Source organism: Thalassobius sp. Cn5-15, from assembly GCF_022347685.1.
Lineage (GTDB): Bacteria > Pseudomonadota > Alphaproteobacteria > Rhodobacterales > Rhodobacteraceae > Thalassobius.
The window spans coordinates 650,125-673,163 of the sequence record NZ_JAKRGF010000001.1 but is presented as its reverse complement, the minus strand read 5'-3'; the positions used below and the strand labels follow the sequence as shown (position 1 = coordinate 673,163).

General features: G+C 58.8%; 19 protein-coding genes. 11 read left to right on the top strand and 8 right to left on the bottom strand.

The annotated features are described in order from the left end of the window. Positions 1-87: 87 nt before the first annotated feature. From MHM86_RS03300 to MHM86_RS03285, 4 genes are read right to left on the bottom strand one after another with little or no spacing between them, the layout of a single operon-like run. The gene (locus MHM86_RS03300) at positions 88-924 is read right to left on the bottom strand and encodes a metal ABC transporter permease (protein ID WP_304651010.1); all 837 of its coding nucleotides are present in this window, start codon (positions 922-924) and stop codon (positions 88-90) included. After that, the gene (locus MHM86_RS03295; protein ID WP_239195683.1) at positions 921-1,790 is read right to left on the bottom strand and encodes a metal ABC transporter permease; all 870 of its coding nucleotides are present in this window, start codon (positions 1,788-1,790) and stop codon (positions 921-923) included. Before MHM86_RS03295 ends, MHM86_RS03300 begins: the two co-directional genes overlap by 4 nt. Next, positions 1,787-2,701, bottom strand: a complete 915-nt coding sequence (locus MHM86_RS03290) for a manganese/iron ABC transporter ATP-binding protein (protein ID WP_304651006.1) — start codon at positions 2,699-2,701, stop codon at positions 1,787-1,789. The genes MHM86_RS03295 and MHM86_RS03290 overlap by 4 nt, the downstream gene beginning before the upstream one ends. A 30-nt stretch (positions 2,702-2,731) precedes the next feature. Further along, on the bottom strand, positions 2,732-3,634 hold the full coding sequence (locus MHM86_RS03285; protein ID WP_239195682.1) for a metal ABC transporter substrate-binding protein: 903 nt from the start codon (positions 3,632-3,634) through the stop codon (positions 2,732-2,734). 225 nt (positions 3,635-3,859) lie between these two features. Between MHM86_RS03285 and metH the strand changes: the two genes are divergently transcribed. The 4 genes from metH (at position 3,860) to MHM86_RS03265 (ending at position 11,836) form a co-directional block, all read left to right on the top strand. Next, positions 3,860-7,618 carry a methionine synthase gene (gene metH, locus MHM86_RS03280; RefSeq protein ID WP_239195681.1) on the top strand — a complete coding sequence of 1,253 codons (3,759 nt, stop codon included), beginning with the start codon at positions 3,860-3,862 and terminating at the stop codon, positions 7,616-7,618. An 879-nt stretch (positions 7,619-8,497) separates the two neighbouring features. Then, a complete protein-coding gene (dusA, locus tag MHM86_RS03275; protein ID WP_255723000.1) occupies positions 8,498-9,511 on the top strand; it encodes a tRNA dihydrouridine(20/20a) synthase DusA in 1,014 nt (337 codons plus the stop codon). A gap of 115 nt (positions 9,512-9,626) precedes the next feature. Continuing rightward, on the top strand, positions 9,627-10,451 hold the full coding sequence (locus tag MHM86_RS03270; protein ID WP_239195677.1) for a sulfite exporter TauE/SafE family protein: 825 nt from the start codon (positions 9,627-9,629) through the stop codon (positions 10,449-10,451). A 215-nt stretch (positions 10,452-10,666) separates the two neighbouring features. Then, entirely contained in the window at positions 10,667-11,836 is a 1,170-nt protein-coding gene (locus MHM86_RS03265; protein ID WP_239195675.1) for a calcium-binding protein, read from the top strand. Positions 11,837-11,912: 76 nt separating this feature from the next. Here MHM86_RS03265 and MHM86_RS03260 read toward each other — a convergent pair whose 3' ends face one another. The 3 genes from MHM86_RS03260 to ccmI are packed head-to-tail and all read right to left on the bottom strand — an operon-like array spanning position 11,913 to position 13,893. Then, positions 11,913-12,146: a DUF1289 domain-containing protein gene (locus MHM86_RS03260; protein ID WP_239195671.1), complete on the bottom strand. Its 234-nt coding sequence runs from the start codon at positions 12,144-12,146 to the stop codon at positions 11,913-11,915. Positions 12,147-12,205: 59 nt separating this feature from the next. Continuing rightward, positions 12,206-12,670 carry a Holliday junction resolvase RuvX gene (gene ruvX / locus MHM86_RS03255; RefSeq protein WP_239195669.1) on the bottom strand — a complete coding sequence of 155 codons (465 nt, stop codon included), beginning with the start codon at positions 12,668-12,670 and terminating at the stop codon, positions 12,206-12,208. After that, positions 12,667-13,893, bottom strand: coding sequence for a c-type cytochrome biogenesis protein CcmI (gene ccmI, locus MHM86_RS03250; protein ID WP_239195668.1), 1,227 nt, complete (start codon positions 13,891-13,893; stop codon positions 12,667-12,669). The genes ruvX and ccmI overlap by 4 nt, the downstream gene beginning before the upstream one ends. A 274-nt stretch (positions 13,894-14,167) precedes the next feature. Here ccmI and MHM86_RS03245 point away from each other — a divergent pair, with 274 nt between their 5' ends. The 7 genes from MHM86_RS03245 (at position 14,168) to rarD (ending at position 22,323) form a co-directional block, all read left to right on the top strand. After that, positions 14,168-15,412 (top strand): sarcosine oxidase subunit beta family protein, encoded by a 1,245-nt coding sequence (locus MHM86_RS03245; protein ID WP_239195666.1) that lies wholly within the window; start codon positions 14,168-14,170, stop codon positions 15,410-15,412. 14 nt (positions 15,413-15,426) lie between these two features. Further along, on the top strand, positions 15,427-15,765 hold the full coding sequence (locus tag MHM86_RS03240) for a sarcosine oxidase subunit delta (protein WP_239195664.1): 339 nt from the start codon (positions 15,427-15,429) through the stop codon (positions 15,763-15,765). Positions 15,766-15,831: 66 nt separating this feature from the next. Then, complete coding sequence (locus MHM86_RS03235; protein ID WP_239195662.1) at positions 15,832-18,846, top strand: sarcosine oxidase subunit alpha family protein; 3,015 nt, start codon at positions 15,832-15,834, stop codon at positions 18,844-18,846. Then, the gene (locus tag MHM86_RS03230; RefSeq protein ID WP_239195660.1) at positions 18,839-19,420 is read left to right on the top strand and encodes a sarcosine oxidase subunit gamma; all 582 of its coding nucleotides are present in this window, start codon (positions 18,839-18,841) and stop codon (positions 19,418-19,420) included. The genes MHM86_RS03235 and MHM86_RS03230 overlap by 8 nt, the downstream gene beginning before the upstream one ends. Positions 19,421-19,716: 296 nt before the next feature. Further along, a complete protein-coding gene (locus MHM86_RS03225) occupies positions 19,717-20,319 on the top strand; it encodes a superoxide dismutase (RefSeq protein WP_239195659.1) in 603 nt (200 codons plus the stop codon). A gap of 151 nt (positions 20,320-20,470) precedes the next feature. Then, a complete protein-coding gene (locus MHM86_RS03220) occupies positions 20,471-21,310 on the top strand; it encodes a siderophore-interacting protein (protein WP_370644008.1) in 840 nt (279 codons plus the stop codon). A 128-nt stretch (positions 21,311-21,438) separates the two neighbouring features. Beyond that, on the top strand, positions 21,439-22,323 hold the full coding sequence (gene rarD / locus MHM86_RS03215; protein ID WP_239195655.1) for an EamA family transporter RarD: 885 nt from the start codon (positions 21,439-21,441) through the stop codon (positions 22,321-22,323). 48 nt (positions 22,324-22,371) lie between these two features. Here the strand turns inward: rarD and MHM86_RS03210 are convergent, their stop codons facing one another. After that, positions 22,372-22,932 carry a TIGR00730 family Rossman fold protein gene (locus MHM86_RS03210; RefSeq protein WP_239195652.1) on the bottom strand — a complete coding sequence of 187 codons (561 nt, stop codon included), beginning with the start codon at positions 22,930-22,932 and terminating at the stop codon, positions 22,372-22,374. Between the last annotated feature and the right edge of the window lie 107 nt (positions 22,933-23,039).

Sequence of the window (23,039 nt, the reverse complement as noted above, 5' to 3'; positions counted from 1 at the left end):
CGTGGGCTGGGATTTTGTCCAAGTGGATGATTCGTTTTTTGCAGCTCTGTTTGTGGTTGAGTGGCGCAGGCAGGCCGCAGCTCGTGTTCAGATCATCTGCTGTTGTTTGTGCTGATCACTGAGGCGCCGCCAGATCAGCGCGATCAAGAACATCGCTGTTAGTACTAGAATGATCGTTGGCGCAGGTGCGCTGTCGATGAAGAAACTGATGTAAGTGCCGCCCAGCATCGCCACCAGATTGACGACCACAGACACCATCAGCATCCAGCCAAACCGCCGTACGATCAGAAACGCGATGGCGCCGGGCGCGATCAGAAGACCAATGGCAAGGATCAGACCGGTCGCGCTGAGGGTGGCAACGATGACAAGGCTGAGGACAGTCAGCAACCCATAGTGCAGCACGTTCACGTTCAGCCCCGCCGCTCGCGCTTGGGCTGGATCAAAGGCGTGCAGCATTAGATCTTTCCACGTCACCACCATCGCAACGCTGGTCAGAACCGCAATGATGCCCGCGGTCCAAAGATCCTGCGCGCCAACGCCTAGGATGTTGCCAAAGAGGATGTGATCCAGATGCGCGTTGGTTTCAATCGACGTATAGAGGAGGAGGCCAACCCCGAACATGCCGGAAAAGACCACGCCCATCACCGTGTCCTGTTTGACCCGACTGTTTTCCGCCAGATAGCCCGTCGCCACCGCACAGCCCATGCCCGCCACAAAGGCCCCAAGGATCAGCGGCAGGCCAAGGATGTAGGCCAGCACGATGCCAGGCAGAACCGCATGGCTGATCGCGTCCCCCATCAGCGCCCAGCCTTTGAGAACCAGAAAGCAACTCAGCAGCGCGGTTGGCACGGCTACAATTGCGCAGATCCAGAAGGCGTTCTGCATAAATGGGAACATGAAGGGAAACAGCAGTTGATCCATCAGATAGATTCCTCCGCCGGACGGTTTAGCGCGGCGCGTGCCTTGGCCCGTGCGGCCAGCAGGCCATGTTTCGGTGCCCAGATGAAGGCCGCAAGGAACACCAGCGTTTGCAGGGTCACAATCACCGCGCCCGTCGCGCCATCAAGGAAATAACTGGCATAGGCGCCGATGAAGCTGGACAGCACGCCAATCGCCACCGATGTCATGATCAATCGCGGGAAACGGTCGCACAGCAGATAAGCCGTCGCCCCCGGTGTCACCACCATGGCAATAACCAGAAATGCCCCCACGGTTTGCATCGCCGCTACGATAGAGGCGGAGAGCAGGGCAAAAAATACCAGTTTCAGCAGGTCTGGGTTCAACCCGATGGAGCGCGCATGGTTTTCGTCGAAGAATGTGACCATCAGATCTTTCCATTTCGCCAGCAAGACGGCGAGGCTGACAAAACCGATGATTGCCAGTTGCAGCGTGTCCTCTGGCGTGATCGCCAGAATATTGCCCATGGTGATCGTCTGCACATTGATCGACGCCGGATTCAGCGATACGAGGAACAGGCCGAGGCCAAAGAAGCTGGTGAAGATGAGGCCAATGATTACGTCAATCTTCAATCCCGAACGGTCAGACAGAAACAACATCGCCCCCGCCGCCAAGCCGCCGGATATAAACGCACCCAGTGCAAAGGGCAGACCCAAGGCGTAGGCACCAACCACACCGGGCACAACAGAATGGGACAGCGCGTCGCCGATCAGCGACCAGCCTTTCAGCATCAGGTAACTGGACAGAAACGCGCAGACGCCACCAACAAGGGCGGAAACCCACATCGCATTGACCATATAGCCGTAGGTGAAGGGCTCCAGCAGGATGTTCATTCCTTGGGATCCGTTTGCTCAGCCGATTTATGGGTACGCTCGCCGTATTGTACGAAGGGCCGTTCATCATCGGTCAGGATAGAGAGCTGGCGTGGATCGTCATCATCGTGCAGCTCTTGGCCACCCAGTGTGAACTGACGCAGCACACCGCCAAAGGCGCGTTTCAGGTTGTCGCGGGTAAAGGTGGTTTCCGTCGGGCCATAATCCAGCACAGTGCCTTTGACCAGCACAGTGCGGTCGCAGAACTCAGGGACGGAGCCGAGGTTGTGGGTAGATACCAGCATCACCCGCCCCTCATCGCGCAGCTCACGCAATAGGGCGATGATCTGGTCTTCGGTTTTTACGTCCACGCCAGTAAAGGGCTCATCCAGCAGGATGACCTGACCGTCCTGCGCCAAGGCACGGGCGAGAAACACCCGTTTGCGTTGACCGCCGGACAACTCGCCAATCTGGCGCTTGCGAAAGTCCTGCATGTTGACGCGTTGTAGCGCCTGATCGACGGCGGCGTGATCGGCGGGGCGGGGGCGGCGCAGCAGGCCCATATGGCCATAACGCCCCATCATCACCACATCCTCCACCAGGACAGGAAAAGCCCAGTCGACCTCTTCGGATTGGGGCACATAGGCGACCAGATTTTCCTTCAGCGCCTGTTTGACGCTGCGGTTCAGCAGGCGGATTTCACCCTTGGCAGCGGGAACGAAGCCCATGATCGCCTTGAACAAAGTGGATTTGCCCGCGCCGTTCACGCCCACCAGCGCGGTTACAGTGCCGCGTGGAATGGCGAAGGTCGCATCATGCAGGGCGGTGTGGCCGTTGCGATAGGTGACGGTGACGTCACGGGCGGAAATGCCCCCGGCGGCGTCTGCGGAGCCTGTGAAATTCGTCATCTCGGCGGCGTGCGTCAGGGGCATATCGTCTTTCATATCAATCTACTGTCCGGCTCAGTTCATGTCTGCGGTCAGGTCAGAAGTCAGGCCAGATGCAATGGTTTCGGATGTGACGCGCAGCAGATCCAGATAGGTAGGAACCGGCCCGTCCGCTGCGGAGAGGCTGTCAACATAAAGCACCCCACCGTAGCTGGCCCCGGTTTCACGCGCCACCTGTTTTGCTGGGTCCGTGTTGACCGTGCTTTCACAGAACACCGCACCGATGTTGTTGTCACGTACCCCATCGATCACCTTGCGCACCTGTTGCGGTGTACCGGTCTGATCGGCGTTCATGGGCCACAGGTACAGCTCTTTCAGACCAAGATCCTTAGCCAGATAGCTGAACGCCCCCTCACAAGAGACCAGCCAGCGCTTGTCCTCTGGCACGGCGGCGATCTGGTCTTTCAGCGGCTCAATGGTCGCGCGCAGCTGGGTTTTGTAAGCTTCGGCATTTGCCTGATACACTTCGGCGTTGGCCGGATCATGTTCGCCAAAGGCGGTGGCGATGTTGTCGATGTAGACGATTGCGTTATCCAGACCCATCCACGCATGAGGGTTTGCCTTGCCCTCATAGGATCCACTGGCGATCGAAATCGGGTCGATCCCGTCGGTCAGTGTGACCGAAGGCTTGTCGCCCAGATTGGCGATGAACTGTTCAAACCACAGTTCCAGATTAAGGCCGTTCCAAAGCACCAGATCGGCGTCATAGGCGCGCACGATGTCTTGGGGGGTGGGTTGATAGCCGTGGATCTCGGCGCCCGGTTTGGTGATGGATACCACCTCTGCTGCGTCACCTGCGACGTTCTGAGCCATGTCGGACAGGACGGTGAAGGTGGTCACAACCTTCATCTTGTCAGCCATTGCAGGGCTGGCGATCAGAGCGGCAAGGGCGACAGAGGTGAAAAGGGACTTGGTCATTCGAAAGCTCCGGTCAGAGAAGGGGCGTTGAGAGGCAACTAATGCAATTGCGAACCATTCTCAAGAGAGGGGAGGCAGGTTTTTGCGAATGGTTCTCAAAATGTGGGTCATACGGTGATTGAATATGAGGAGGGCTCATGTTTGAGTTTATTATTATGAAGTATGTTTAAGTGTGGGCGGCGGATAGACAGGCGAAACTGTTATTTCCTAGCCAAGGCTCGCCTGATGTCCGCTGATCTGCCGCGCTCACCCACCTTTGATGCAATTTTAGGCGCTGCCGCCCGCCGTATTCTGGTGATGGATGGGGCGATGGGGACGCAGATCCAGAAACTTGGTCTGGTGGAGGGCGATTTTAATGGGGATCACGCGGGGCATGGCGCAGGCTGTGCCTGTCACGCGCATATCCACAGTGACACGCCTTTAATCGGCAACAACGACTTGCTTAATCTGACGCGACCGGATGTGGTGGAGGATATTCACTACCAATACGCCCTTGCTGGTGCTGATATTGTTGAAACCAACACGTTTTCAGCCACCACCATTGCACAAGCAGATTACGGCCAAGAGGCGCTGGTGGATGCGATCAACATCGAAGGCGCCCGTCTGGCGCGCTGTGCAATGGACCGTGCTGAGGCAGAAGATGGCCGCAAACGCTATGTGGCCGGCGCTATCGGGCCGACCAACCGGACCGCTTCAATCAGTCCGGATGTGAACAACCCCGGCTACCGCGCGGTGACGTTTGAGCAGTTGCGTATGGCCTATGCCCAACAGGTGCGCGGACTGCTGGACGGTGGCGCGGATCTTTTGCTGGTTGAGACAATCTTTGACACGCTCAATGCTAAGGCGGCGATTTTTGCCTGCGAGGAGGTTTTTGAAGAACGCGGGTTGCGCTATCCGGTGATGATTTCCGGGACGATCACCGATCTGTCGGGGCGCACCCTGTCGGGACAGACGCCCACGGCCTTCTGGCATTCGATCCGCCATGCAGCACCGCTGACTGTCGGTCTGAACTGTGCGCTGGGCGCGGATGCCATGCGGGCGCATATGGCAGAGATTGCGGGTGTCGCTGAGACGCTGACCTGCGCCTATCCAAACGCGGGCCTGCCTAATGAGATGGGCGAATATGATGAAAGCCCCGAAGAGATGGCGCGTCAGATCGCCGGATTTGCCCGCGAGGGTCTGGTGAACGTGGTGGGAGGATGCTGTGGATCGACCTACGACCATATCCGCGCCATTGCTGCAGCGGTTGAGGGGATTGCGCCACGTACTTTGCCTAAACTGCCGCCGTTGATGCGCCTGTCAGGGCTGGAACCGTTCACGCTGAGCAAAGACATCCCCTTCGTCAACGTCGGCGAGCGGACAAACGTCACAGGCTCCGCCCGGTTTCGCAAGCTGATCACCAATGGCGATTATGCCAGCGCGTTGGAGGTGGCACGTCAGCAGGTGGAAAACGGCGCGCAGATCATTGACGTCAACATGGACGAAGGGTTGATCGACAGTCAGGCGGCTATGGTGGAGTTCCTCAATCTCATCGCGTCGGAACCCGATATCGCCCGTGTGCCGCTGATGATCGACAGCTCCAAGTGGGAGGTGATCGAGGCGGGCCTGCAATGTGTGCAGGGCAAGGCGATCGTAAACTCCATCTCGCTGAAAGAGGGGGAGGAAGCGTTCCTGCATCACGCCCGTCTGTGTCACCGCTATGGGGCGGCTGTGGTTGTCATGGCCTTTGATGAGACAGGACAGGCCGACACAGAGGAGCGCAAGGTCGAGATTTGTGCGCGGGCCTATAACATCCTCACGACACAGGTCGGCTTTGCGCCCGAAGATATCATCTTTGATCCCAACGTCTTTGCTGTCGCCACCGGGATAGAGGAACATGATAATTACGGTGTCGATTTTATCGAAGCCACGCGCCGCATCACTCGTGATCTGCCGCATGTGCATGTGTCTGGCGGGATCTCTAACCTGTCGTTTAGCTTCCGCGGCAATGAGGCGGTGAGGGAGGCAATGCATTCTGTCTTCCTCTACCATGGTATTCAGGCGGGGGTGGATATGGGGATCGTCAATGCCGGTCAGTTGGCGGTGTATGATCAGATTGACGCTGAACTGCGTGATGCCTGTGAGGATGTGGTGATGAACCGCCGCGCGGACGCCACTGAACGTCTGCTGGATCTGGCAGAACGGTTCAAAGGGCAGGGCGGTCGCAAAGGCGCTGAAAAGGATATGACATGGCGCACATGGGATGTGGCCAAACGTCTGGAACATGCGCTGGTGAACGGGATCACCGATTTCATTGAGGAGGACACAGAGGAGGCGCGTCAAAGTGCCGAGCGTCCGCTGAATGTGATCGAAGGACCGCTGATGGCGGGGATGAATGTGGTGGGCGATCTGTTTGGCGCTGGGAAGATGTTCCTGCCGCAGGTGGTCAAATCCGCACGGGTGATGAAACAGGCGGTTGCCGTGCTGTTGCCCTATATGGACGCCGAGAAGGACGGCGCTGCCGAAAGTGCTGGCAAGGTTCTGATGGCCACGGTCAAAGGCGACGTGCACGATATTGGCAAGAACATCGTCGGTGTGGTGCTGGCCTGTAACAACTATGAGATTATCGATCTTGGCGTGATGGTCCCGGCGGAGAAGATTCTACAAGTCGCACGGGAGGAAAAGGTGGACATCATCGGTCTCTCTGGCCTGATCACGCCGTCGCTGGATGAAATGGTATATGTTGCAGGCGAGATGCAACGCGCTGGCATGACCCAGCCGTTGCTTATTGGTGGGGCGACCACCTCCAAGGTGCATACGGCGGTGAAGATCCATCCGAGCCTTGATAGCGCGCAGGCGATCTATGTCACCGATGCCTCTCGCGCGGTGGGGGTGGTGTCTAGCCTGCTGAGTGAGACACAGAAAGTCACCTATATCGACGACGTGCGTAAGGAGTATGCCGAGGTGGCGCAGAAATATGCCCGCGCCGAACTGGCGAAGAAGCGGATCAGCGTAGAGACCGCCCGTGAGAACGCTTATCGCTGTGACTGGGAAGGCTATCAGCCCACATGCCCCTCTTTCCTTGGCACCCGCGCGTTTGATGACTGGGATCTGGGCGAACTGGCGCGCTATATCGACTGGACGCCGTTCTTTCAGACATGGGAGATGCGCGGGGTTTATCCGAAGATTTTGGACGATGAAAAACAAGGGCAGGCCGCACGTCAGCTTTTTGCCGACGCACAGGCCATGTTGAAGCGTATCGTGGCAGAGAAGTGGTTTACCCCCAAGGCTGTCGTTGGCTTTTGGCCCGCCAATGCGCTGGGCGATGATATTCAGCTGTTCACCGACGATACCCGCACCACGTCATTGGCGACCTTGCACACCCTGCGCCAGCAAAGCGCCAAACGCGCTGGGCGGCCGAATGTGGCGTTGTCCGATTTTGTCGGCCCCGCCGGGGTGCCGGATTATGTGGGTGGGTTTGTCGTCACTTCTGGTGCAGAGGAGGATCAGATCGCCAAAGCATTTGAGGAGGCGAACGATGATTATTCCTCCATCATGGTCAAGGCATTGGCCGATCGTCTGGCCGAAGCTTTCGCCGAACGACTGCACGAAAAGGTCCGGCGCGAGCTTTGGGGCTACGCGGCGGCGGAAGATCTGTCAAACGCGGATCTGATCCGCGAAGTATACCCCGGCATCCGCCCTGCACCGGGCTATCCGGCACAGCCTGACCATACGGAAAAGGCCACGTTGTTTGATCTGCTTGATGCAGAGGCCGCAACAGGTGTGGCGCTGACGGATAGTTATGCGATGTGGCCGGGGGCCTCTGTCTCTGGCCTCTATCTTGCGCATCCTGATAGCTATTACTTCGGCGTCGCAAAAGTCGAACGGGATCAGGTCGAAGACTACGCTATGCGCAAGGGCATGGACCTGGCAGAGGCAGAGCGTTGGCTGGCACCAGTGTTGAACTATCAACCTACAGATATTGGCAAGCTGGCAGCGGAATAAGTGCGTATCTGTAACGAAAACAGCCACCCTGCCGATGCAGGGTGGCTGTTAGGCCAAATGGCCTCGGGTGGGGTCTTACGTCTCCTCGGTGGAGGATCTACCAAATAGCGCGGCGGGCTCTTGGGTCAAGGACATACGCCGCGTTATTTTGGGAAATTCAGACCTGAATCTCTTGTCCTCCTTTGCCTCAAGTGGTCCGGCAAAGCTGGACAGCGTGCCAAGATGTATCCAACCTTGAAGGCAGGATACAAAAATGCCGAAGCTCAACCGTTTTCGACACTGGAAAAGAACGGTTTGTGACGTTGAGAATTGTCAAAAGCAGACGTTGGCGCAAATGCAGCGAACTCGCACTTTGTCCCTCAGCTCAGACATTTCCACTGTCATTCTTGAGCGTCCGCTGTGGTTGAGCCAATCTGGTAACGTCACTCACCAATCGAAACCTATTTACTTAGGAGGTGGCGCTTGCATTTGCTGCACATCAAGAGGCAAAACTTTGTGCGCATTCTCAGTACTATCTGAGCAAGGACACACGCTTTAAAAACTTGAGGAAGGCCTCTTCGAGCCATGCCACCGCCACCGCATCAGCGGCACGGGGCAGTGTTTATGCAGCATGTCGGTGTCGAGAACCTGAATGCGGGCAAACCCTGAATCGCCTGTTCGAGCACTCGCTGCGCGATTTGCAGGTTCGACGCGATCACCGTGCTGCGGCTGTTCGATGGGTGCAGCGATCGGCCAGCCTGCTCCAATCGGCAGTTCCCAAGGCGGCAGTTCCAAAGGCGGCCAGACAGAGCGCAGAGACTGTGCCTTGGGTCAATCTGTGCTACACAGCCGCTTCCGAATCCCTGATTGATCGCCCGTTCGAGTTGAAGGAGCATCGCTTTGAAGACCCCGTTGGACACAGCTGCCCGTCTCTCCATTGCCCCGATGATGGATTGGACAGACCGCCACTGTCGCTATCTGCATCGGTTGTTGTCGCGTGAGACGCTGCTTTACACCGAAATGGTCACTTCGCCCGCTTTGGTGCGGGGTGGGGCGCTGCATTTGCTGGATTTCAATGAGGAAGAGCATCCCGTTGCACTGCAGCTTGGCGGATCTGATCCGGTGGAGCTGGCGCAGGCAGCGAAGATGGCAGAGGCGCGTGGATATGATGAGGTGAACCTCAACTGCGGCTGTCCCAGTGATCGGGTGCAATCGGGGACATTCGGGGCTGTTTTGATGCGTCAGTCCAGTTTGGTGGCCGATTGTGTGAAGGCGATGCAGGATGCAGTGTCTGTTGAGGTCACGGTGAAATGCCGCATTGGTGTGGATGATCAGGATCCGCATGAGGTGCTGCCCGCGTTCCTTGAGGACGTGGCGGCAACAGGCTGTAATCGTTTTACTATTCACGCACGTAAGGCGTGGCTTCAGGGCCTGAGCCCAAAGGAAAACCGCGATATTCCACCGCTGGATTATGATCTGGTCTATGCAATGAAGGCACGGTTCCCGCAGCTACACCTATCGCTCAACGGTGGTGTGACGTCACTGGCAGAGGCGCGGGCGCATCTGGACAAGGGGCTGGACGGCGTGATGGTCGGGCGGTCTGCCTATCATCAACCTGCGGATATCCTTTGCGCCGCTGATCCAGAGATCTACGGCACCGGCGAGATCACAGATCCCGTTGCGGTGGTTCATCAGATGCTGCCCTATATCGAGGCGCATGTGACCAACGGTGGCAAGCTGGGGCAGGTGACGCGCCATATGCTGGGGCTTTTTGCGGGCAAGCCCGGTGCGCGGCAGTGGCGGCGCATTCTGTCAGAGAATGCGCATAAACCCGGGGCTGGACCGGATTTGGTGGGAGAGGCGCTGGCTGCTGTCACAAATGCGCCTGTGGCGTCGGCACGTCAGGTGGGCTAACTCCTGCGCTTGCACATAGAAATTCCAGCTGTTTCCCACTGGTCATTATAGCCAGCGGCGCTATTTTGGCGGCCAATGTGCTGCGCCGAAGCGCAGAAGGATCAAGGGGATGGGGATGCCTGACATTGAACTGTTGATAATGATGCTGGCGCTATTGATGGCGATCGGCGCTCTTGCTGGCGTGCTGGCGGGGCTGCTGGGGGTTGGCGGTGGTATCGTCTTGGTGCCGTCCTACTTCTATGCGTTTCAGACCCTTGGCTATGATGGGCCGCAGTTGATGCAGATGTGTCTGGCGACCTCGCTGGCGACGATCATCGTGACCTCGTTGCGCTCTGTTCACAGTCACAACAAAAAGGGTGCGGTGGAATGGTCGATCCTGCGCGGCTGGGGGCCGGGCATCGTGGTTGGTGCGGTGATTGGTGTCATGGTCGCGGCCTCGCTGCGGTCGGCGACCCTGCAGGGGATCTTCGGGTTTCTGGGGCTGTTTATCGGCGCTTATATGGGATTAGGTCGTAGTGAGTGGCGGCTGGGCGCGCAGATGCCTGTCGGAATTGCGCGCGCGATCATGTCACCTATCGTGGGCTTCCTGTCGGTGTTGATGGGCATTGGCGGGGGGAGCTTCGGGGTGCCTTTGATGACGCTTTTTGCGACGCCTATTCACCGTGCGGTTGCAACCGCTGCGGGTTTCGGGGTCATCATCGCTGTGCCTGCGGTGATCGGCTTCCTGTTCGTCGCCATTGATCCTGCGCAGCGTCCGCCGCTGACCATTGGCGCGGTCAATCTGCCAGCCTTTGCCGTCACAATCGCCATGACCCTGTTGACAGCACCACTGGGGGTGAAGCTGGCCCATGCGATGGATCCCAAACCACTGAAGCGTGTGTTTGCCGTGTTCCTGACGCTGGCCGCGCTCAACATGCTGCGCAAAGCTTTCGGGTACTAGCGCAGCCGATTCGTTGCTGAGACGTCTTTGTGGCAATGCTATGGCGCGTTGCCAGTGATTTTACGGGGGCTTTGGCCCCCGTTTTGTTGCGCGGGCTGCTGTAGTGCGTTGTGCACGTTAAAACTGTTTCTGGAAACGCGACAAAATTCCATGCGGCTTGCAACCAAAAGGAGTGACGTGTAAACTTTCGAGCGTATTTGAGGGGATTACTCATTATGTTTGCAATCATGACTTTGCTCAGTCTTGCAAGTGTTTACGGTGTCTACACGCTGTTTGAAGAGGACGGCGCTGACAACGAAAACGATAGCGATAATCTGACGCCCGATTTCACCGGCTCTGCCGAAGGCGGTGAGGGGGATGAGCGGTTTCTGGGCACCACAGGTGCTGACAACATCCTTGGACGCGCAGGCGATGACACCATCAATGCTGGTCCCGGTGTTGATCTGGTGCGCGGTGGTATTGGTCTGGATGTGATCGATGGCGGCGACGGTAATGACGATCTGCGTGGTGGTTCCGGGGATGACTCTATGACCGGCGGCACGGGCGATGACCGGTTGGTTGGCGATGACGGCGACGACACCCTGTTGGGTCAGGATGGCGCCGATGATCTGGCGGGAGGCGCTGGCATGGATGCGCTGAACGGCGGTCTTGGCAACGATTTCCTTACCGGCGAGGCAGGCGATGATGTCCTGCTGGGTGAGGCGGGTGTTGATACACTCTTTGGTGGTGCAGGCAATGACGCTTTGGATGGCGGTGACGGTGCGGATGAGGTGCAGGGCGAAGCGGGTAATGACGTCCTGCTGGGTGGCGCTGGCGCGGACACGCTGCAGGGTGGGGATGGCAACGACACGATTGACGGCGGCGCGGATATCGATGCGATTTCCGGCGGTGCAGGCAATGACGTGATCACAGGTGGGGCTGGTAGCGACCAGATTTCGGGTGATGCGGGCGATGATTCATTGCTGGGTTACCTGCCTGCGGATCTGACCGATACCGGTTTCCGCAACAGTGATGTTCTGGACCCTGATACCCTGTTTGGCGGAGAAGGCAACGATACCCTTCTGGCTGGCAGCGGGGATGAACTGCGCGGTGGTGACGGGGCCGATGTGTTCGGTCTTGGCACTTGGATTGATCAAGAGGTGCTGATCCGTGATTACGTGCGCGGTCAGGATGTGATCTTGCTGAACTATAACGCGGCAGACACCACGCCACCTGTTGTGACGCTGCAAGAGGATCCAGACAGCTCCGGCGATGCGCAGATCCTGATTGATGGTGATGTGATTGCCACGGTTTCGGGTGCCTTTGGTACGTTGACGGTGAATGATGTGGTTTTGTCTGCGCTTCCAAATTGGCTGGACGCACCAGAGGCAGATCCGGCACCCTAACAGGGTTGAGTGGCAAAGCATCAAAGCCGTCCCAGATGATTTGGGGCGGCTTTTCTGTTTGGCGTTCAGGTGGGTATCAGATGTCGCGCAGCCTCGCGCTGCGGCCGCCGCGCCGTTGTTTCAGCAGGCTGGCGCGGTTTGGCAGGTCTGCCATCACCTCGCGCCGCGCTTCTGGCGTCATGTTGGACCAGTTGCCAATCTCATCCAGACTGCGGTGGCAGCCGGTGCAGATTTTGGCCTTGGGATGGATCGCGCAGAGCTTCACACAGGGGCTCTCGATCTCGTTTCGTTTCCAGACGTCGTCGCTCATGTGGGATCCTTCTTGCGGCGGCGGAGGCATGAGGGCGCGGCCCTCAAGGATTTCAGATGTTATAGATTGCGCAACCGATCAAGGAAGCCCTGAAGGATAAATGAGGCCGCCACATTGTCGATTTTTTCGGCTCGTTTGGCGCGCGACGTGTCCGCCTCGATCAAGGCGCGTTCGGCAGCAACGGTGGACAGGCGTTCGTCCCAGTAGCCGATCGGCAGGTCTGTCAGCTGGCTGAGGTTGCGGGCAAAGGCGCGGGTGGACTGGGCGCGCGGGCCTTCGGATCCGTCCATGTTGCGCGGCAGCCCAAGGAGGATGCCGCCGACCTGACGGTCTTTGCAAATCTCCAAAAGGCGCGCGGCATCAACGCCGAACTTCTTGCGCTTCACCGTTTCTACTGGCGTCGCGACAGAGCGCAGGACGTCGGACACAGCAACGCCGATTGTCTTGGTGCCCAGATCAAGACCCATCAGCGGCTGCATCGGGGGCAGGGCGGCGGCCATTTCTTGTTCGGTGTCGTGGATCATTGGCGCAATCCTGCGTTTTCTGCGGCGGCTTCGATCAGGCGCAGCGCCTCGGGAGAGGCGGCAAAAACCTGCAGCGCCTCTTTATAGATCGCTTGGGCCTGCGCAACCTCTTCCAATACACCGTAGGCATTGATCAGACGGGCCCATTCTTCGGGTGTGCCGCCGTCGGTGGCCAGACGATCGGCCAGACCAGCGACCATGCCGCGGATCATTTCGGTGCGCTCTTCGGCGCTCAGGTCTTGGGCGGCGCGAACCTGATCGGCGTCTGGACCGGGGGCATCGTTCAATGGCGGCAGTTCATAGCGAATACCAGCCTGACGGGCGGCAGTTTCGATCTGACCACGGATCGGGGTGATCCACGGTGCGTCTGCCGGACCTTCTTGCAGCAGCGCCGACCATGTGCGGAAGGCACCGTCAGGACGGCCCACTTGGGCAAACATCAGCCCCATGTAATAGCGCGCAATCGGGTTCTGGCCGTCGCGTTGCAGGATCTGACCCAGCACGCGTTCCGTTTCTGGCGAAACAAAACCGCCAGCAGACAGGACCATCAGATCGGCCAGATCAACCAGATCCTCCATCCGCACCGCATCGCCCAAGATGCGCACGATTTCAGTCTGTGCTTTGCGGGCAGCGACGAAGTTGCCCAATGCTGCTTCATTCCGGGCCAGCAGTCGTTGACCCTGCAGGTCATTCGGACGCTCCACCACAGCGGCGCGCAGTTGGGTCATCAACTGCTTGTACTCTTCACTGATTTCGGCATCTGGTGCAGCGGTGGCGGTGCGCGCCTCCACCTCTTCCTGACTGGGGCGGTTGCGCCGGATGTCATCGGCCAGCGCCAGACGATCCTTCAGTGCCAGATCCGGCACATGCGGGGCGCCAAGGTGGTTATAAAGTATGAAAGCGCCGCCAACGATAAAAACGGAGGTCGCCACCGCCAGCAGTTTACCGGCCGCTGCAGGCTGGCCGCCGGTTTCACCACCTGTCCGCAGTTGGGCGTCGGCGGCCAGGATACGGCGTGCAATTTCGGCCTTGGTGCGTGCGCCATCTTCGGCGTTGATCACGCCGCGCGCCATGTCTTTGTCCACCTCGACCAACTGGGCGCGGTAGACCTTCAGGTCATAGGCGGCGGGCGGTGCGGCACCGGTGCGGCCACGCAACAGGGCGATCGCCATCAATAAGGACACGCCCAAAGCAAGGGCTGCGGTGATGATCCAGAACGACATGTGGCCTCCAGCTGCAATTGGATGTGATGTAACGCCGCCACCCCGCCTGCAAAAGGCTAAATACGGCAAAAACGCCGCAGAGTGCGCAGTTGTCGCAACTGTGAAGAGGGAAAATGCACGCGCCGACCCCCGATTTTATTGGGAAAAATGCACTTTGCGACGCTCATGTCGCAACCGGACGGAAAAATGACGCTTGGAAACGGGGGGCAGGGTCACAGAGTCGTCATGAATAATGACAGAGTTTAATCCCCGGAATCGACGCGAAAGACGCCCCATGAAACGATATTCCGCCTTTGCTATCGCCCGCGAAGCCGCCCGCTACCATACGGGTTGGGAACGCGCCTGGGCCTCGCCCAAACCCAAGAAGAAATACGATGTGATCATCGTCGGTGCCGGTGGGCACGGTCTGGCCACGGCGTATTATCTGGGTAAAAATTTCGGCATCACCAATGTCGCCGTCCTTGAAAAAGGTTGGTTGGGTGGCGGGAACACCGGCCGGAACACCACCATCATCCGGTCGAACTATCTGCAGGATCCTTCGGCGGCGATCTATGAAAAGGCGCGTTCGCTCTATGAGACCATGTCTCAGGACCTGAACTACAACGTTATGTTCTCCCCCCGTGGTGTGATCATGCTGGCGCAGACCGAGCACGAGGTGCGCGGCTACCAGCGAACCGCCCACGCAAACGCCCTGCAAGGCGTGACGACTGAATTCATCAGCCCCCAGAAGGTCAAGGAACTGGTGCCGATCATCAACCTCGATGGTCCGCGTTACCCGGTTCTGGGTGGTCTGTGGCAGGCCCGTGGCGGCACTGCGCGTCACGACGCTGTTGCCTGGGGCTATGCCCGCGCCTGTTCGCAAATGGGCATGGACATCATCCAGAAATGCGAAGTGACCAGCGTGCGCAACGAAGGTGGCAAGGTTGTTGGTGTTGAAACCACCCAAGGCCCCATCGATTGTGATAAACTGGGCATGGTTGTGGCTGGTAACGCCGGTGTTCTGGCTGAAAGGTCTGGCTTCCGTCTGCCGATTGAATCGCTGGCGCTGCAGGCGCTGGTGTCTGAACCGATCAAACCCTGCATGGACGTGGTTGTCATGGCCAACACTGTGCACGGTTACATGAGCCAGTCCGACAAGGGCGAAATGGTCATCGGCGGCGGCACCGACGGGTTCAACAACTACACCCAGCGTGGCTCTTACCACCACATCGAGGAAACCGTGCGTGCCCTCGTGGAAACATTCCCGATGGTCAGCCGCCTGAAGATGCTGCGCCAGTGGGGCGGTATCGTGGATATGACCGGCGACCGTTCGCCCATCCTGTCGAAAGCCCCGATTGACGGCATCTTCGTCAACTGTGGCTGGGGCACCGGTGGCTTCAAGGCAATCCCCGGCTCTGGCTGGGCAATGGCAGAGCTGATGGCCAAAGGCCATTCGCCGCTGGCTGACGAGTTTGGCCTCAACCGTTTCACCGAAGGCCGCTTCATCGACGAAAGCGTCGCGGCCGGCGTGGCCCACTAAGAAAGGTCTGGATCATGCTTATTCTTGAATGCCCCTACTGCGGCGTTGAGGCCGAAGAAACCGAACTGCACGCCGATGGCGAAGCGCACCTGAAGCGCTTTGGCCCCGGCTCCTCGGATGACGATTTCGAAGGCTATATGTTCCGCCGTGAAAACCCCAAAGGTGTTCACTTTGAACGCTGGCGGCACGTGAACGGCTGCGGCAAATACTTCCACGCGGCCCGCTGCACGGCAACGCTGGAGGTGTTTGGCACCTACAGCGCTCAGACGTTGGAGCCGCCGAAGGACCTGCAAGACAAAATCAGCGCCAAACGTCCCGGCTGGACCTGGCGCGATCTGAAAGGTGAAGGCTGAGATGTGCTTTACCGTTTCTGAAAACTTCGACATTTCGGCCCATTGCGCGGCCAAGGAGGCTTTGACATGAGCACTCGTCTTTCATCAGGCGGCCGCCTTCTGAACAAGGGCAAGCAGATCAGCTTTGCCTTTAACGGAAAACAGCTTCAGGGGTTTGAGGGCGACACGCTGGCCTCTGCCCTCTTGGCCAACGACCAGATGCTGGTCGGCCGTTCGTTCAAATACCACCGTCCGCGTGGCATCGTCGCTTCTGGCGCCGAAGAGCCGAACGCGCTGGTCGGTCTGGGTATGGGGTCCAAGTTTGAGCCGAACCAACGCGCCACCACGACCGAACTGTTTGACGGTTTGAACTGCACCTCGCAGAACCACTGGCCGAGCCTTGAGTTCGACGTTGGTGCGATCAACAACAAGATGGCGCGCTTCCTGCCGGCAGGTTTCTACTACAAAACCTTCATGGCCCCCCGGGCGGCGTGGAAGCATTTGTTTGAACCCATCGTACGTCAGTCCGCAGGTCTGGGCGCTGCGCCCAAGGATCGCGATGCGGACCGTTATGAGCATTACTATGCCTTCTTTGACGTTGTGGTCATTGGTGGCGGTGTTGCTGGTCTGCAGTCCGCATTGGCTGCAGCCAAAGCAGGCGCCAAGGTTCTGCTGATGGAACAGACCGCCCATTGGGGTGGCCGCGCACCGGTTGACGGTGGCTCCATCGATGGCGCACCGGTTGATGATTTCATCGCCGCTGCACTTGCCGAACTGAAGGGTATGGAAAACGTCACTCTGCGCACCCGTATGATGGGGTCTGGCGTTTACGATCACGGCTATATGCTGGGCTATGAGCGTCTGACCGATCACACCCCTGATGTGGCTGGCCCGCGTCACCGCCTGTGGCGCATCCGTGCGAAACAGATTGTAACCGCAACTGGTGCCATCGAACGTCCGCTGTCTTTTGCTGGCAACGACATCCCCGGTGTCATGCTGGCCGGTGCGCTGCGCGACTACGTGGTGAACTACGGCGTGTCCGCGGGTGACCGTGTGGTTGTTGTGACCAACAACGACGACGCCTACCGCACCGCGCTGGTGCTGAAGGAACACGGCCTTGAGGTTCCGGTTCTGCTGGACGCCCGTCCGGAAGGTGCAGGCGAGCTGGCAAACGAAGCCCGCGCCGCTGGCATTCGCGTTGAAAACGGCAAAGCGATCTGCAAGGTGAAAGGCGGCAAGCGCGTCACTGGCGTGGCGATCTGCGCCCAATCCGGCGAAGGCTCCGTTCTGGAAGAGATCGAAGCAGACGCCGTCGCCATGTCCGGTGGTTGGTCCCCCGTTGTGCACCTGTGGTCGCATTGCGGTGGTAAACTGACCTGGGATGACGCACAGGCGCATTTCCGTCCCGACAACAGCCGCCCGCCGCTGGGTGCTGACGGTCAGGGCTTCGTCAAGGTGGCCGGTGCCGCCAACGGCGAATTTGGCCTGAACGCCATCATGGCAGACGCTACCGCCGTCGGCATCGCCGCTGCAGAGGCCGCAGGCATCACCGCCGCGACCAAAGTGGCCGCACCCGCCGCCGAAAGCGAAGCAGAGGCAAATCCTGCCGCCGTCTGGCTGATGCCGCAAGGCGCTGGTCCAGCACTGCGCATGAAGGCCTTCCTTGACTATCAGAACGACGTCAAAGTTTCTGACGTCATGCTGGCCGCGCAGGAAGGTTATGAAAGCGTTGAACATACCAAGCGTTACACCACGCTGGGCATGGCAACCGATCAGGGGAAACTGTCCAACATCAACGGTCTGGCCACGCTGGCACATTCGTTGAACGTGGACATCCCGCAGGTGGGCACCACCACCTTCCGTCCGCCTTACACCCCGATCTCGCTGGGCGCGATCGCCGGTGAAGCGCGCGACGAGATTTTCCAGCCGCTGCGTCGCACGCCGATCCACGAGTGGCACGAAGAGCAGGGTGCCTTCTTTGAGCCTGTCGGTCACTGGCGTCGTCCTTACTGCTTCCCGCGCAATGGCGAAACCCATGCGCAGGCCGTCAGCCGTGAGATCAACCAGACCCGTGAAGCTCTGGGTCTGCTCGATGCCTCCACTCTGGGTAAGATCATCGTCAAGGGCCCCGATGCGGGCAAATTCCTCGACATGCTCTACACCAACATGATGTCGACGCTGAAGCCGGGCAAATGCCGCTACGGTCTGATGTGTAACGAAAACGGTTTCCTCGTGGATGACGGTGTTGTTGCGCGCATCGACGAAGACACCTTCCTGTGCCACACCACCACCGGCGGTGCGGATCGTATCCACGGCCATATGGAAGAATGGCTGCAGACCGAGTGGTGGGACTGGAAAGTCTACACTGCAAACGTCACCGAAGAGTACGCCCAGATCGCTGTCGTTGGCCCGAAAGCCCGCGACGTTCTGGAAAAACTCGGCGGTATGGACGTGTCCAAAGACGGCCTGAAGTTCATGGAATGGGCGGATGGCGAACTGGCGGGTATCCCTGTGCGGGCCTACCGGATCTCTTTCTCTGGCGAATTGTCCTACGAAATCGCAGTTCCGGCGTCGCTGGGGCGCGCGCTGTGGGACAAGCTCTTGGAAGCGGGTGCTGAGTTCAACGTCATGCCCTACGGTACTGAGGCACTGCACGTGATGCGGGCTGAAAAAGGCTTCATCATGATTGGTGATGAAACCGACGGCACCGTGATCCCGCAGGATCTGAACATGCAGTGGGCGATCTCGAAGAAGAAAGAGGACTTCCTCGGCAAACGTGCACAGACCCGTGCCCATATGGCGGACCCGAACCGCTGGAAATTGGTGGGTCTGGAAACCGTCGACGGGTCGGTCCTGCCTGATGGTGCCTATGTGCCTGCCGGTGGCACCAACGCCAACGGTCAGCGCAACACCCAAGGTCGCGTGACATCGACATACCATTCGCCGACGCTGGGCAAAGGCATCGCAATGGCGCTGGTGCACAACGGCCCGGACCGCATGGGCGAGGTGCTGGAGATCCCCGGCACCGATGGCAAAACCTACAAGGCGCGGATCTGTGATCCGGTCTTCTACGACAAGGACGGGGAGAAGCAGAATGTCTGAGGCCTTGCTGCAAACTGCGCTTAACGGCGCCAGCTCGAACGGGTTCGTCCGGGTAGAGGAACTGGGTGTGCAGGGGATGATTACCCTGCGCGGCGATTTCAACAGCGCAGGCTTTGCCGCCGGCGTCGAGAAGGTCACCGGTCTGGCCCTGCCTGCACTGCGCAAAGTGGTCGCGGGTGATCAGGCCACCGTTGCGTGGATGTCGCCTGACGAACTGCTGGTTCTGGTAGACTACGCTACTGTTGACGCCACCGTCGCCGCCCTGAACGAGGCACTGGCAGAGGAACACGCTCTGGTCGCCAACGTGTCCGATGCACGCGCCTTCTTCCGCCTGTCGGGCGATGATGGTGCTGTGCGTGACGTGATGGCCAAGGTTGCGCCGGTTGACCTCAGCCCCGCCGCCTTTGGTCAGGGCGACATCCGCCGTTCGCGTCTGGCGCAGGTGGCGGGTGCCTTCTGGTCGCCCGAACCCGGTGTGATGCAGGTGATCTGCTTCCGCTCGGTCGCGCAATATGCCTTTGACCTGCTGCGTATCTCATCCGAGAGCGGCGGCGAGGTTGGCCATCTGGGCTAAGCCTGAGCCTTATGAGACAATAGAAAGCCCGCGCTGAAAACGCGCGGGCTTTCTATTTAATATGCAAAAAATGCACCGGTGGGAATTGGCCGTCAGACCAAGGGCGCAGCGCCCGGAAGCAAAGGTCAGATACTCAGGCCGAACCGTGAAGTCCCCTCTGTGTTTACTCTTTGGTGCTTAACTTATTGATCCCATTTCTTCTGCGGTGAAAAAAGCCCTGCCAGACGCTTGACCTTTTGCTCACAGTTGTCACATCTATCTGCAACGGAAACTGCATTAGAACAGGGAGCATCCCCATGGCATTCGAACTTCCCGACCTTCCTTACGCTCATGACGCGCTGGCCGATCTCGGCATGTCGGCAGAGACGATGGAATACCACCACGACCTGCACCACAACGCCTATGTTGTGAACGGCAACAAGCTGATTGAAGGCACCGAGTGGGCCGACAAATCGATGGAAGAGATCATCACCGGCACCTACGACGCGAACGCGGTTGCCCAGAACGGTATCTTCAACAACATCTCGCAGCTGTGGAACCACAACCAGTTTTGGGAAATGATGGGCCCGCAGGGCAACGCCATGCCCGGTGAACTGGAAAAAGCGATCGTTGAAAGCTTTGGCTCGGTTGACGCATTCAAATCCGAGTTTGCTGCCGCTGGCGCAGGTCAGTTCGGCTCCGGCTGGTGCTGGCTGGTCAAGGACACCGATGGTGGCCTGAAAGTGACCAAAACCGAAAACGGCGTGAACCCGCTGTGCTTTGGCCAGACCGCTCTGCTGGGTTGCGACGTATGGGAACACTCCTACTACATCGATTTCCGCAACAAGCGCCCTGCGTATCTGGACAACTTCCTGAACAAGCTGGTGAACTGGGAAAACGTTGCTTCGCGTCTGGGCTAAGCCCTGAGCGATGTGTCACGGATGACCAATTGCGGTCATCAAACATACAAACCTGCGGCGCCCTTGGTGTCGCAGGTTTTTTTGTCCCTCGGTTGCCGCGCGAACCTGCTGTGCGAAAATGTAAACTTGATTAATTCACTCAAGAACAAATATGGGTATTCTTAGACGCAGCAAACAGGATTGTTTTATGGCCACCTCTCCGAAATCTAATGCCCCTCGATTGGCGACTGTCCGCTCTGTTTCACATGTGAGCCCTAATATGTATCGTATCATCTTTGGCGGGGCAGGGCTGGCGGATTTCCCTGTTGGGCGCGAAGGTGGCTATGTGAAACTGATTTTTCCAGAAGCTCCGCGCAGCAATCCTGATCGTGCGGTGATGCGCACCTATTCGGTTCGTGCGCATGATGCAGTCAGAGGCGAGATCAGCGTTGATTTCGCTCTGCATGGGGACAAAGGTGGTCTGGCAACGGACTGGGCGCTGAATGCCCGCGCCGGTGACACCATCGCATTAGGTGGGCCGGGGACGATCAAAATGGTTGATCCCGCCGCCGATCCCGCCCCAGATTGGTACTTGATCGCGGGCGACATGACCGCCATCCCCGCGCTGATGTGCAACATCGAACGTCTGCCCGAAACCGCGAAGGGCGACGTGGTGGTTGAGGTCAACAGTGAGGCTGACAAACAGCCGATGGATCTGCCTGCTGGGATGACGGTGCACTGGGTGGTGAACCCCGATGCCGATCAGTTGAACGGCGCTTTGGTGGCGGCGATCAAAGCGCTGCCTTGGCGCGCCGGTCAGCCCTTTGTCTGGACGGCTTGCGAATTTGACAGCATGCGGGCTTTGCGCAGCTATTATCGAAATGACCGTGGTGTTGCCCGCGACCAACTCTACCTGTCAAGTTACTGGCGTTCTGGCCGGACCGAGGATCAGCACAAATCCGACAAAGCGCAGGACAGTGCCAGCGATCAAGCCAAACCGCTGCCTGCCTGAAGCCGCCTGTAACGACCGCATAGACGCTGCTCTGCGGTGATTACTGGGCCGCTACAATCCTACTTGCGCTCCTGCGGCAGGCCGGTGATGGTGGCGCGGTCGAACAGACGCAGGCAGGGGGGCGCTGGATGTCAGAGGCAAAATCAGGGGTTCTGGCGCTGATCACCGCCTGTGTGGTCTGGGGCCTGTCGGGACTGTTTTACAAGTTGCTGGATCATGTGCCGCCGTTGCAGGTTCTGGCGCACCGGACGCTGTGGTCTTGTGTGTTTTTCGCGCTTGTGCTGGCGGTGCAGGGACGGCTGTCGCAACTGCCTGCGGTGCTGCGGCAACCGCGTCAGGTATTGGTGTTGGCTGTGGCTGCACTGATGATCGCGGCGAACTGGTTTTTGTTCATCTACTCGGTTCAGGTGGGCAAGGCGACGGAGGCGTCGCTGGGCTATTATATCTTCCCGCTGGTGTCGGTTCTCTTGGGTGTGGTGTTCTTCCGCGAACGTTTGGGGCGCCTGCAGGGCATCGCGGTGGCGCTGGCTGCAGTTGCGGTGGTCGTGCTGACCATTGGCCTTGGTGTGGCCCCTTGGGTTTCGCTGATCATCGCGCTGACCTTTGGCCTCTATGGGGTGATCAAGAAACGCCTGACCATTGGCCCTGTTCTGTCGGTCATGGTTGAGGTGCTGTTGTTGAGCCCCGTGGCCATCGCGGTGTTGTTGATCGCGTGGCAGGAGGGGCGGGTGCCGCTGGGCGACGGCGCGGGGGATCTGGTTTTGCTGATGATCTCGGGGCCGCTGACCGCGACACCGCTGATTCTGTTTTCCTACGCCACCAAACGGGTGCAGCTGGCCACTGTGGGGCTGGTGCAATACCTGAACCCGACACTGCAATTTCTGGTGGCCACGTTGGTTTTTGCCGAACCTTTCGGGGTCTGGCATGCGGTGGCGTTTCCGCTGATCTGGCTGGCACTGGCGCTTTACAGCGGGGCCAGCCTTTGGCGTGCACGTCGTGCAAGCGCATCCTGACAATTGAAAAACGGGCACCTGTAGCTGCGCTAGGACGCGCTTACGCAGTCAGCCGACTTTGGGCAGGGCGCTGGTGAGCCCCGCGACCAAGGCATCTGTGTCAGGCACCACGCGGACCATCTCACGCAGTGTCTGATCGGCAAATCCATTGTCGATCACATGTTGCAAAAGCGCCAGAAGAGGGTCCCAGAACCCGTTGGTGTTCAATAGGAAAATAGGTTTTTGGTGTAGTTGTAGCTGGCGCCATGTCAGCACCTCAAAAAACTCATCCAGCGATCCGGCCCCACCGGGCAGAACCACAATGGCGTCGCAGTTCATGAACATCACCTTCTTGCGTTCATGCATGTTTTCGGTGATCACAAAAGTGGACAGGTCGGTCTTGCCGACTTCGGCCTTCATCAGGTGTGTCGGGATGACGCCAAAGGTCTCGCCGCCCGCATCCTGCGCGGCGCGGGCCACTGTGCCCATCAGCCCCACGTCTCCGGCGCCGTAGACCAGCCGCCACTTATGCAGGGCCAAGGCTGTGCCCACTGTTTGGGCGGCCTCACGATAGGACGTGTCATTCCCAGAACGCGCACCACAAAAGACACAGACGGAGGGGCTAATCATCTTGATTTTCCTTGGCTAATCGTGCTTGTGACCTGTGATACCCTTGATTTTAGGGTGGCTCAACCACTGGCAGCAGCGATTTTTCGATGCGCCGTGTGGCTTGTTGA

Coding starts and splice junctions, on each gene's coding strand:
- MHM86_RS03295 (WP_239195683.1), bottom strand. CDS start 1,790: ATGAACATCCTGCTGGAGCCCTTCACCTACGGCTATATGGTCAATGCG.
- MHM86_RS03290 (WP_304651006.1), bottom strand. CDS start 2,701: ATGCCCCTGACGCACGCCGCCGAGATGACGAATTTCACAGGCTCCGCA.
- MHM86_RS03285 (WP_239195682.1), bottom strand. CDS start 3,634: ATGACCAAGTCCCTTTTCACCTCTGTCGCCCTTGCCGCTCTGATCGCC.
- metH (WP_239195681.1), top strand. CDS start 3,860: ATGTCCGCTGATCTGCCGCGCTCACCCACCTTTGATGCAATTTTAGGC.
- MHM86_RS03270 (WP_239195677.1), top strand. CDS start 9,627: ATGCCTGACATTGAACTGTTGATAATGATGCTGGCGCTATTGATGGCG.
- MHM86_RS03265 (WP_239195675.1), top strand. CDS start 10,667: ATGTTTGCAATCATGACTTTGCTCAGTCTTGCAAGTGTTTACGGTGTC.
- MHM86_RS03260 (WP_239195671.1), bottom strand. CDS start 12,146: ATGAGCGACGACGTCTGGAAACGAAACGAGATCGAGAGCCCCTGTGTG.
- ruvX (WP_239195669.1), bottom strand. CDS start 12,670: ATGATCCACGACACCGAACAAGAAATGGCCGCCGCCCTGCCCCCGATG.
- ccmI (WP_239195668.1), bottom strand. CDS start 13,893: ATGTCGTTCTGGATCATCACCGCAGCCCTTGCTTTGGGCGTGTCCTTA.
- MHM86_RS03245 (WP_239195666.1), top strand. CDS start 14,168: ATGAAACGATATTCCGCCTTTGCTATCGCCCGCGAAGCCGCCCGCTAC.
- MHM86_RS03240 (WP_239195664.1), top strand. CDS start 15,427: ATGCTTATTCTTGAATGCCCCTACTGCGGCGTTGAGGCCGAAGAAACC.
- MHM86_RS03235 (WP_239195662.1), top strand. CDS start 15,832: ATGAGCACTCGTCTTTCATCAGGCGGCCGCCTTCTGAACAAGGGCAAG.
- MHM86_RS03230 (WP_239195660.1), top strand. CDS start 18,839: ATGTCTGAGGCCTTGCTGCAAACTGCGCTTAACGGCGCCAGCTCGAAC.
- MHM86_RS03225 (WP_239195659.1), top strand. CDS start 19,717: ATGGCATTCGAACTTCCCGACCTTCCTTACGCTCATGACGCGCTGGCC.
- MHM86_RS03220 (WP_370644008.1), top strand. CDS start 20,471: ATGGGTATTCTTAGACGCAGCAAACAGGATTGTTTTATGGCCACCTCT.
- rarD (WP_239195655.1), top strand. CDS start 21,439: ATGTCAGAGGCAAAATCAGGGGTTCTGGCGCTGATCACCGCCTGTGTG.
- MHM86_RS03210 (WP_239195652.1), bottom strand. CDS start 22,932: ATGATTAGCCCCTCCGTCTGTGTCTTTTGTGGTGCGCGTTCTGGGAAT.